This window comes from Protofrankia sp. CiP1_Cm_nod4 (assembly GCF_982290645.1).
Window position 1 is genome coordinate 4909 of the sequence record NZ_CEVIVC010000117.1, and the last position, 9705, is coordinate 14613.

Here is a 9705-nt window from a genome sequence, read left to right on the forward strand (position 1 = left end):
CCGGACGCGGGATATCGAATGATCGAACCGCCTTCGGCCGGGTGTTGAGGAGCCTGTCGCCAGGCGACGGTATCCGATAACCGAACTAGACTTCGCCAGGTGGAGGAGGTGACGGCACGTTATCAACTGACTTCAAAAGGTGTGCGAAATCCGTTCATGCTTGTCCGGCAGGCTGTGCATGACCGAACCGGACGCCTCGGTGGCGCTCTGAGCGGCCGTACGCTCAGCGGCAGGTCCGTCGCCAACGCCGGTGGCGACGGCGGTGGCGCCGGTGTCAGCGGTGGCGCCGGTGTCAGCGGTGTCGGTGGGGGCAGCGTGGCCGGCCGTGGTCCGGCCGCCCGCGGCGCGGCCGGTGCCGACAACGCGGCAGGCCGGCTCGCGGCCGTCCTGGCCGGGCTCGGGCGGGGGGCCTGGCCGCTGCGCCAGATCCTGGGCCGTCCCCACGAACGGGTCCCCGGCCGGCTCGAGCTGGAACATCTGAGTTTTCTGTCGGACGCCGGGCTGGTGCTGTCGAGCTCTCTCGACCCACAGCGGATCATCGATATGATCGCGGCGCTGGCGGTACCGCGGCTCGGTGACGGCGCCATCGTGTTCCTCCGGGACGACGAGCGGGCACGCCTCGGCACGATCGTGCACCGCGACAGCCGGACCGCCGGCTTCCTGCGCGACTTCCTCCCCTCCCGGCTGCCGACGCTGGACAGCGAGGACGGGCCCGGTCTCGTCCTGCGGACCGGCCAGACCTGGTACATGCCATACCTGACCGACGAGCTGATGGCGCGGATGTCCCCGGCGGGGGTGGCGGACATGCCCTTCCCCGACTTCCTGAAGGGGCCGACCATCACCGTCCCGATGCCGGGGCAGGGCCGGGTGCTCGGCGCTGTCACCCTGCTGCGCCGCTCGGGGGGGTACAGCCCCGTCGACATCAGCCTTGCCGAGCACCTGGCCCGGCGGGGAGCGGCCGCGCTCGACAACGCGCAGCTCTACAGCGTCGAGCAGGAGTCCGCGCTCGCCCTGCAGCGCTCGCTCCTGCCGGAGAACCCGCCGGCGCTGCGCGGGGTGGAGATCGCGATGGAGTACCGTCCCGGAACGGCCGGGACGGAGGCCGGCGGCGACCTGTACGACGTGATCGCGCTGCCCGGCGGCCGGGTCGGGATCGCGATCGGGGACGTGATGGGACGCGGCCTGCACGCCGCCGCGGTGATGGGGCAGCTGCGGGCGGCGCTGCGGGCGTACGCGCTGGAGGACTGGCCGCCGGCCGAGCTGCTCACCAGGCTCGACCGGGTGGTGGACTCGCTGCCCGGGCTGCACCTGACGACCTGCATGTACATCGTCTACGACCCGGCGGCCCGGCGGGCCACCGTGTCCAACGCCGGGCATCTGCCACCGCTGCTGGTCATGCCCGACGAGGAGCCGGACTACCTGGTCCTCGACCCGGGCCTGCCGCTCGGCGTCGGCGGCACCGGGATGTTCTCGGAGACGTCGCTGGAACTTCCGCCCGGCTCCGGCATCGTGCTGTACACCGACGGGCTCGTCGAGTCGCGCCGGCGCCCGCTCGAGGACGGCATGGACCGGCTGCGCCGCGGGCTGGCCAAGGCGATGGAGAACGCGACGGAGTGCGCGGTGGGGGGCGCGGCGGCGGGGGACGCCGGGGCGTCTCCCATAGGGGTGTCCTCGGCCGGCTCCGCGCGGACGCTGCTGCACCGGTGCCTGGCCGCATCCGGGGTGGCCGTGCAGACCGACGACGACACGGCGCTGCTGGTGATGACCACCTATCCGTCCCGGCCGGCGCTGGTGGACGTGGCGTTGCCGGCCGAGCCCGAATCGGCTGTCCGCGCCCGTTCGGTGGTCGGGCGGGTCCTCACCGGGCGGCGTCTCGCCGCTGTCGCGGACGACGCCCTGCTGCTTGTCAGCGAGGTGGTGACGAACGCGGTGCTGCACGCCCGCAGCGATCTGGTGTTACGCGTCCATCAGGAGGGGGACCGGCTACGGGTCAGCGTCGATGATCGGGAGGGGACCCGGATGCCTCGCCGCCGGACATCGGGTGACGACAGGGAGTCGGGATGGGGCCTGATGATTGTCGATGTGATCGCGCGTGGGTGGGGTGTGGAAACCACCGGTGACGGCAAGCGGGTGTGGTTCGATCTGGCGATCCCGGCGAGCGGCGATGCCAACGGGGCACCGCCACCTTGACGGGACACCGTCGCCCCGGTGGGACACCGTCGCCCCGGTGGGACACCGTCACCTTTGAACACGGTCGCCTCTGTGGGACGGCGTCGTCCTGACGGGACGCTGCCGCCCCGGGAGGACGCCTCACCCGGCGGGGCCGGCCGTCCGCCCGGGGGGATCAGGCGGATGCGGCCTCGTCGCCGTCGGAGCTGAGATAGCGCGACCAGCGCGGATCCATCCGACGGCTGCCCAGGATGCGCCAAGCGGCTCCGCTCGGCGCCCGAGGGGCCGTGCGAAGCCGCCAACCGAGATCGGCAACTGCCCGGTCGGCTTTCAGATGATTGCAGCGGCCGCAGGCCGCCACCACGTTCTCCCATACATGTGCGCCCCCGCGGGAGCGGGGGATGACGTGATCAAGCGATGTCGCCGGCGCACCGCAGTAGACGCAACGGTGATGATCCCGAGCCAGCACCCCTTTGCGGGTGAGGGGGACCTGCGAGCGGTAAGGTACACGGACGAAGCGGGCCAGCCGCACGACGACCGGCACCTCGACCGCGTACGTGGCCGAATGGAGAACTTTGTCCCCGGGCTCGACCATGACTGCTTTCTCGGTGAGCACGAGCACCAGCGCACGCCTCTGTGAGACCACGCATAATGGTTCATACGTGGCATTGAGAACCAGCGCCTCTGTCACGCGCCGACCTCCTCGCCCTACCGGATGGCGGCCGTCACGAGCTAGCCACCGGTGACACTGAGACAGTCAACCGCCTTCGAGCCCCGAACGCGAGTGGGTTCGCGATTGTCGTCGGGTAATCATTGACACACCGCGCAGCTCGGCTCGCGTTTCACAAGCTCAGTGTGACAGATCGTCGTCGCCACGTCATAACCGGGGGCCAGCCCCCTCGTCCAGCGGCTGGCGGCCACCGGTAAGACTGGATGCGGCCGGATCCCCGGGGGACGTCCATCGGAACATTCGACAACCGATCACGTGTGAGGAGCTGACTGAAGGCCGTGGCCAACTCCCCGTCCCTGCTTGCCCAGTCGTTCGGGTCGTTACTGCCCTCGGCGGCCCAGGCGTCGAGCGCGGCGCCGTCGCCCGCCGCGTCCGTGAGCGCGCCCGTACCGGTGCCGACCGACATCCCGCTGGCGCCCAGCCTGGAGCAGCTCAGGGACGCGCTGCAGAACGCCTGCGGAGACCGGCCCGGGGTGCTGTGCCGGACGGTCTACGACGTCACCCACAGCCAGTACCTCGCCGGTGGCGCCAACGTCTTCGTCGGCACCCCGCTGAAGATCGTGCTGATCCTGGTGGCGGCCTTCCTCATCCGGTCGCTGCTGCACCGGTTCATCATCCGGACGACCCGCCGGGCCTCCAACGGAGGCTCGGGAGGACTGCTGCGCTCCGGGCGCACGGTGCTGCTGGGCGCCTTCGGGGATCCCGCCGTGCTGCTGGAACGGCGCCGGCAGCGCGCGGAGACGGTCGGATCGCTGCTGCGCAGCATCACGTCCATCATCGTCTTCGGGATCGCCTTCGTGACGGTCCTCGGTGAGCTGGACATCAACCTCGCGCCGATCGTGGCCAGCGCCGGGATCGTCGGTGTCGCGGTCGGCTTCGGCGCGCAGAACCTCGTCCGGGACTTCCTGGCCGGCATGTTCATGCTGCTGGAGGACCAGTACGGGGTGGGCGACGTGATCGACGTGGGGCCGGTCAGCGGGAACGTCGAGGCGGTCAGTCTGCGTGTCACCCGCCTGCGCGACGTCGAGGGCACCGTCTGGTATGTGCGCAACGGCGAGATCGCCCGGGTGGGGAACAAAGGCCAGCAGTGGGCACGGACAGTGCTCGACGTGCCGCTCGACTACGACACCGACGTGGCCACGGCCAAGCGGATCCTCAAGCGGACGGCGGACAAGCTCTGGACGGATCCGCGGTTCGCCGCCGCCATCCTCGAAGAACCCGAGGTGTGGGGGATGGAGACGATGACCGCGGACGGCTACACCCTGCGCGTCATCGTCAAGACCCAGCCGCTGAAGCAGTGGGAGATCGCCCGCGCCCTGCGGGAGCGCTTCCGCGCGGCGCTGGACGCCGAGGGCATCGCGCTCGGCAGCGTCCAGCGCAGCGAGGTCGTCATGGTCGATGACGATGACGAGGAGGAGAAGAGGCCAGGCGCCGACGGCGAGGAGGACGGCGGCTCCGACCCGCGGGCGGCGGCCAACGCGACCGACAGCGGGCCCATCGCGGAGCTGCCCCGGCCCGCGCGCTCACCGGTCGGCCGGTCGTCCGGCCGCACCTCCGGCTCGCACTGAACCGGGTCCCGGCCCGATCCGGCTTTTCCTCTGCGTGCGCCCCGGCCCGGTGGGCTTTCCAGGCGATGCCAGCCCCGTCCGTGCCGTCGCTGGCCAGCCGGGACGTCGGCGATGTGCCGGGGTAGCTGAACCGCTGATAAGGATCACGGTAGGCGAAGCTGAGAGTTGCTCGCGGTGGCTCCCGCCGCGGTGCGGGCCGGGCAGACTGTGTGATGTGCGTGTACTGGTGGTCGACGACGAGCCGGCGGTCCGGGAGTCCCTCGAACGGTCGCTGCGATTTGAAGGCTACGAGGTCAGTTCCGCCCGGGACGGCGCCGAGGCGCTGGACGCCGTCACCCGCGACCGGCCGGACATCGTCGTGCTCGACGTGATGATGCCGCGGGTGGACGGCCTGGAGGCCTGCCGGCGGCTGCGGGCCCGCGGTGACGACCTGCCCGTCCTCATGCTCACCGCCCGTGACGGGCTTGCCGACCGGGTGAGCGGCCTGGACGTCGGGGCCGACGACTACCTGGTCAAGCCGTTCGCGTTGGAGGAGCTGTTCGCCCGGCTGCGTGCCCTCACCCGCCGGGCGTCGCTGTCGGCCCGGGCGGCCAGCGCCGCCGCGGTGGCCGCCGGCGGGTCCGCGGACTCCGTCGCCGCCGGCCCGGGGCGGCCGTCGGTGCTGACGTTCTCCGGCGTCCGGCTCGACCCGAGCAGCCGGCAGGTCACCCGCGGCGATCGCGATCTTACCCTCACCAAGACCGAGTTCGACCTGCTCGAGCTCTTCCTGGCCCACCAGCGCCAGGTGCTGTCACGTTCGACGATCATGGAGAGGGTGTGGGGCTACGACTTCGGTCCGTCCTCGAACTCCCTTGAGGTGTTCGTCAGCTATCTGCGCCGCAAGCTGGAGGCCGGTGGTGAGCCCCGGCTGCTGCACACGGTCCGTGGGGTCGGCTACGTCCTGCGGGAGACGGCATGACCGGCGGTGTGACGGCATGACCGGCGGTGTGACGGCGCGGTCGGGATGAGTGCCAGGCCCGGCCCGGACACCACCGGATGGCAGCCGGGGACGCCGGTGGAGACGGCCGGAGGCGGCGGTCCCGGACGCGCCGTCGCCGCGGGCGGAACATCCTGGCGGCGGCGCTTCGCGCATAGCCATCTGTCGCTGCGTAACCGGATGGTGCTGCTGATCGGCGTCGCGGTGGCCGCCGTCGTGGCCGTGGTCGCGGGCGTGGCGCTCGCCTCGACCGGGATCGTGCTCAACAGCTCCATCGACGACCAGCTCACCGAGCAGGCCCAGGCGGCGGCCCGGACGGTCATGCCGAGCATGCCGCCGGGCGCCCGCGGCCCGCGGTGGCTGACCGGATCCAACTTCGGCCTGCCGGCCCAGATCATCCTCGCGGACGGCAGCACGGCCACCTGGGCAGGCCAGTCGGTGACACTGCCGGTGAACGACGCCGACCTCGCCGTGGCCGAGGGGGTGACGGACAAGCAGGTGCGTACCGTCACCGTGGATGGCGCGCGGTACCGGGTGGCGACCGTCCCGCTGCTGTTCGTCCCCGGCCGCGCACCGGGCGCGATCCAGCTGGCCCGGCCCATGGCCGACGTCGACGAGACGCTGCGCACCCTCGGGCTGATCCTGCTGGGAGTGGGTGTGGCCGGGGTGGCCGGGGCGGTGCTGCTGGGCAGGCTGATCTCGCGGGCGTCCCTCAAGCCGGTGAACGCCGCCGCCGCCGCCGCCGAGGAGGTGGCCCGCACCCAGGACCTGTCCGCGTTGATACCGGTCACTGGCAGTGATGAAATCGCCCGGCTGGCCAGCAGCCTCAACAGCATGCTGCGCGCGCTGGAGGCCTCCCGGGCCCGTCAGCGCGAGCTTGTCGACGACGCCAGCCACGAGCTGCGCACCCCGCTGACCAGTCTGCGCACCAACATCGAGCTGCTGTTGCGGGCCGAGGCCAACCCGCGGCGCGCGCTGCCCGCGAACGACCGGGACGCGCTGCTGCGCGACGTCGACGCCCAGATCCGGGAGCTCAGCGGGCTGGTCAGCGAGCTGGTCGAGCTGGCCCGCGACGAAGCTCCCCCCGAGGACGTGGAGCGCGCCGACCTGACCGAGATCGTTCATGCCGCGGCGGAGCGGGTACGCCGGCGGGCCAAGGCGAAGAACGTCCACATCGTGGTGACCGCGGCCTCGTCCCCCGTCGACGGGCGGCCGCACATGCTGGAACGGGCGGTGACGAACCTGCTCGACAACGCGGTGAAGTTCTCCCCTCCGCAGGGTGAGGTGTTGGTGGCCGTCGGGAACGGCGAGGTCGTCGTCACCGACCAGGGCCCGGGGATCGCGCCGGAGGACCGCCCGCGGGTCTTCGACCGGTTCTACCGCGCCACGTCCGCGCGCGGGCTGCCCGGCTCCGGGCTGGGCCTGGCCATCGTCGCCGATGCCGCGGCCATGCACGGCGGGAGCGTGCGGGCCGAGGAGGGCCCCGGCGGGGGCGCGCGCCTGCGGCTGTCCCTGCCGGTCCCCGAGGACGTGCTGTGGTCGGCGCCGTTCGACGCGGGCAGCGGGCTGTTCGACGCGGGCAGTGGCGCGGGCCCGCCCGGCGGTTGGGATGCGATCAGCTCGGCGGGGCCGTCCGGGTTCGCCCGAGCGTCCGACCGCGGGCCCCGGCGGGCGAGAGGATTCGGCCGTGGCCTCTGACGACAGCGACACCGGCACCGACGGCGACACCGGCACCGACACCAGCGCCGACAACGGCACCGGCTCCGACGCCCCTGCCGGGAACGGCACCGTCGGGGGGACCGGCGCAGGCAGCGGCACGGGCGCCGGCGGCGGTACCAGGAGCGGTGCCGCTGAGCAGGCTGTGGGGAATGGCCGTGCCGCCCGGGCCGGTGGCATCGACCCGTCGCTGGCGGAGCTGGCGGACGTGTACGGCGTCGCCACCCGTTACATCGACGCCGACGACCAGGAGGTCACCGTCGACCCGCGGGTCGTGCGGGCGGTGCTCGGCCTGCTCGACGTCGACACGGCGGACCCGGCCGCCGCCCTGGCCGCGGCTCGTGACGCGCCGTGGCGGCGTCCGCTGCCGGCCTGCGTGATCGTACGGCGGTCCGCGCCCACGCCGGTGATCGTGCGGGTGCCCGCCGGCACGGTCCCCGTCGCAGAACTGGAGCTTGCGGACGGTGGGCGCCGTGACCTCACCGGATGGGGTGAGACCGTCGGGCAACGGCTGGTCGACGGGCAGGAACTCCTCGGCGTCCCGTTGGAGCTGCCCGCGGGCCTGCCACTGGGTGATCATGTGCTGCGGCTGCGGGCCGGTGCCGTCGTGGCCACGGCAGAGCTCGTCGTCGTGCCGGACGCGGTACCCGGCCCGGCCGGGGCCGTTCCCGGCCGCGCCTGGGGATGGATGATCCAGCTGTACGCGCTGCGGTCGGCCGGCTCGTGGGGGATGGGCGACTACGCCGACCTCGCCGGCCTCGCGGCCTGGTCCGGCGGCGAGGAGGGCGGGCGTGCCGACGTGCTGCTGGTCAACCCGCTGCACGCGGCCGCCCCGACGTTCCCCGTCGAGCCGTCCCCGTATTTTCCGGCGAGCCGGCGTTTCGCCTCCCCGCTGTACCTGCGTCCGCAGGACCTGCCCGAATACGCCCGGGCGGACGCCGCCACCCGGGCCCGGGTCGACCAGCTCGCCACCATCGCCCGCGCCGGGGCCGCCACCCCACCGTCGGCGGACGGGCCGCGGGACGGCGGCCTCACGGATGCCGGGCCGCGGGAAGGTGGCCTCGCGGATGCCGGGCCGGGGCGGGACGAAGCGGGGGAGGCCGGGTCTGGCGTGGACCGCGTCGGCCTGCTGGACCGGGACGCGGTGTGGCAGGCCAAGCTCGCCGGCCTGGAACTGCTGTTCCGCGTCTCCCGGCCCGGGCCGGCGGACGAGCCGGCGGACGAGCCGGCGGCGGGGCACGACGGCCTCACCGACTTCGCGACCTGGTGCGCTCTTGCCGAGCGGCACGGCCCGGACTGGCGGCACTGGCCGGCGCACCTGCGCGACCCGCGTGGCCCCGCCGTCGCCGCCGCCCGCGCCGAGCTGCGGGAACGGGTCGCCTTCCACCGCTGGCTGCAGCACGCCTGCGACGCCGCGCTCGCGGCCGCGCAGCGGGCCGCCCGCGACGCCGGGATGACCGTCGGTATCGTGCACGACCTCGCGGTCGGCGTGGATCCCGGTGGCGCGGACGCGTGGGCGCTGCGGGACGTCTTCGCCGTCGGCGCGACCGTGGGCGCGCCCCCGGACGGGTTCAACCAGCAGGGCCAGGACTGGGCGCTGCCGCCATGGCGGCCCGACCGGCTGGCGGAGACCGGCTACGCGCCGTTCCGGCAGATGGTCGCCGCCGTGCTCCGCCGGGGCGGTGGCATCCGGGTCGACCACATCCTCGGCCTGTTCCGGCTGTGGTGGATCCCGGCCGGGAACTCCGCGGCGCGGGGCACCTACGTCCGCTACGACGCCGATGCCATGCTCGGGCTGCTCGCGCTCGAGGCGGCCCGGGCCGGTGCGCTTGTCGTCGGCGAGGACCTCGGCACGGTCGAGTCCTCGGTCGCGGCGAGGCTGGCCCGCGCCGGGGTGCTCGGGTCGACCGTCGCCTGGTTCGAACGCGACGCCGACGGTGAGCCGCTGCCGCCGCGACGCTGGCGGGAACCGGCGATGGCGAGCATCACCACCCACGACCTGCCCACCGTCGCCGGCTACCTCACCGGCGCGCACGTGCGGGTACGGGCCCGCCGTGGCCTGCTGCGTCACTCCCCAGACGCCGAGCTGCGGGCATGGCGGCAGGAGCGGGACGCGCTGATCGCCCTGCTGCGGGCCGAGGGCCTGCTGACCGCGCAGCTTACCGCTACGGACGATCTTGACCCGTTGGTGCTGCGTGAGGCCGTTTTCGCCCTGCACGGCCTGCTTGTCCGCTCGCCGGCACGGATCGTGCTCGCGGCCCCGGGCGACGCCCTGGGCGACCTGCGGCAACCGAACCTGCCCGGCACCGTGGACACGTACCCGAACTGGCGGCTGCCGGTGACCGACGCCGACGGCCGGCCCGTCACCGTGGAGCGGCTGCGGGCCGACCCGCGGGTGCACCGCCTGGCCGGGCTGCTCGCCCAGGTGCGGGAACAGGCCCGACAGGTGTGACAGGTGTGACAGCGGCCGAGGCCGGCGACGACCAGAGGTGACAGCGGTCGATAACGACAGAAGGTGATATACTTTGCTACGTTGCGTCACGATC

6 protein-coding genes are annotated in these 9705 nt (G+C 73.1%); 5 read left to right on the forward strand and 1 reads right to left on the reverse strand.

Going from position 1 to position 9705, the window contains the following annotated elements; genetic code table 11:
- Positions 1-315: 315 nt before the first annotated feature.
- On the forward strand, positions 316-2190 hold the full coding sequence (locus tag AC5LSR_RS18555; RefSeq protein ID WP_493468737.1) for an ATP-binding SpoIIE family protein phosphatase: 1875 nt from the start codon (positions 316-318) through the stop codon (positions 2188-2190).
- A 154-nt stretch (positions 2191-2344) separates the two neighbouring features.
- Here AC5LSR_RS18555 and AC5LSR_RS18560 read toward each other — a convergent pair whose 3' ends face one another.
- A complete protein-coding gene (locus AC5LSR_RS18560) occupies positions 2345-2860 on the reverse strand; it encodes an HNH endonuclease (protein WP_250283510.1) in 516 nt (171 codons plus the stop codon).
- A 317-nt stretch (positions 2861-3177) separates the two neighbouring features.
- Here AC5LSR_RS18560 and AC5LSR_RS18565 point away from each other — a divergent pair, with 317 nt between their 5' ends.
- From AC5LSR_RS18565 to malQ, 4 genes are all read left to right on the forward strand, one after another.
- On the forward strand, positions 3178-4467 hold the full coding sequence (locus AC5LSR_RS18565; protein ID WP_250283508.1) for a mechanosensitive ion channel family protein: 1290 nt from the start codon (positions 3178-3180) through the stop codon (positions 4465-4467).
- A 214-nt stretch (positions 4468-4681) separates the two neighbouring features.
- Positions 4682-5425 (forward strand): response regulator transcription factor, encoded by a 744-nt coding sequence (locus AC5LSR_RS18570; RefSeq protein WP_250283507.1) that lies wholly within the window; start codon positions 4682-4684, stop codon positions 5423-5425.
- Positions 5426-5470: 45 nt separating this feature from the next.
- Complete coding sequence (locus AC5LSR_RS18575) at positions 5471-7141, forward strand: sensor histidine kinase (protein ID WP_250283505.1); 1671 nt, start codon at positions 5471-5473, stop codon at positions 7139-7141.
- Complete coding sequence (malQ, locus tag AC5LSR_RS18580; RefSeq protein WP_250283503.1) at positions 7131-9611, forward strand: 4-alpha-glucanotransferase; 2481 nt, start codon at positions 7131-7133, stop codon at positions 9609-9611. Before AC5LSR_RS18575 ends, malQ begins: the two co-directional genes overlap by 11 nt.
- The last annotated feature ends 94 nt before the right edge of the window (positions 9612-9705 follow it).

Bases quoted from the DNA above. Each gene is read 5' to 3' on its own strand.
- AC5LSR_RS18575 (WP_250283505.1), top strand. From the start codon at position 5,471: ATGAGTGCCAGGCCCGGCCCGGACACCACCGGATGGCAGCCGGGGACG.